General features: G+C 62.4%; 2 protein-coding genes. Both read left to right on the forward strand.

Annotated elements, in window-relative coordinates; all coding sequences use genetic code 11:
* A partial coding sequence (gene tssJ / locus ACSFA2_RS25715; RefSeq protein WP_435458155.1) for a type VI secretion system lipoprotein TssJ occupies nt 1-429 on the forward strand: 429 nt, incomplete at its 5' end.
* Nucleotides 430-603: 174 nt separating this feature from the next.
* On the forward strand, nt 604-1,089 hold a 486-nt coding region (tssK, locus tag ACSFA2_RS25720), incomplete at its 3' end, for a type VI secretion system baseplate subunit TssK (protein ID WP_435458156.1).

Here is a 1,089-nt window from a genome sequence, read left to right on the forward strand (position 1 = left end):
ATGCCCACGCCCTACGCCGTCACCGTCAGGATCGACGACGGCGTCAACCCCGACGGACGCGGCCAGGCCGCACCCATCCTCGTCAAGGTCTTCGAACTGAAATCTTCCGGTAACTTCGAAACCGCAGACTACTTTGCACTACAGGATCGCGACCGCGAGACGCTCATGACCGAGCTTGTTAACGCCGACCAGGCCATCATGCGCAGCGGTGAAGAGCGCGTGTTCAAGCGCGAAGCAGGACTCGACTCGCGCGCCATCGGCATCATCGCGGGCTATCGCAAACTCGAGGCCGCGCGCTGGCGCATCGTGTTGCCGCTGAAGGAACCGAAGCAAACCAACCTGTACAAGGTGTGGCAGTTTTCGCCGAGCGAGCAGGCCGTGCACGTTGCCGTGCGCAAGACGGGCATAGAGCTGCTACCAAGTCGTTAATTTCCGGCTTGGGGTGCTGGCTTGCTAGTACGAAAGTGCGAGAAATTCGTGAGCGAACTGCGGTGCAAAACGTAAGACGCGCCGTGTAGCATCAGGAGCAAAACAAGTGGACCGGGAGGCCGCTCCTCAGCGCATCTCCCGCTTCGATGTGAGCACTCCCCAGGAGGTCTTTTGGTGACAGTTCGCAATTCGGGCGCCGCAAAGAATGGCGCCCATCCGCAGGCATTGGCGAATCGCGTGGTGTGGTCCGAAGGGATGTACCTGCGGCCGCAGCATTTCCAGCAAATGGAACGCTATGTCGAGCAATACGTGACCCGGCGCACCGCAGGCCTGCAAGGTGCCTATTGGGGTTGGCTGAGTCTGGAGATCGACCGCGACGCGTATGCGCTGGGCCGTGTGTCGCTGCTCGGCGGCGCGGGCGTGATGCCCGATGGCACGCCGTTCTCGTTCGGTGCCGAAGACGCGCCACTGCCTTATGAAGTGCCGACCGATCTCACCGACGAGCTCATCGTGCTCGCGCTGCCGTTGCGCAGGCCCGGCAGCGAAGAGGTCATCTTCGCGGAAGACGAGGGCTCGGCCGCGCGCTTCGGCGTGATCGAGCGCGTGCGCTGGGTCAAGAAAAACTACCCGCAGGTCGACGTCATCGGCGGCAACATCGCC

The sequence above is a fragment of the Variovorax cryoconiti genome (genome assembly GCF_051216395.1).
Lineage (GTDB): Bacteria > Pseudomonadota > Gammaproteobacteria > Burkholderiales > Burkholderiaceae_C > Variovorax.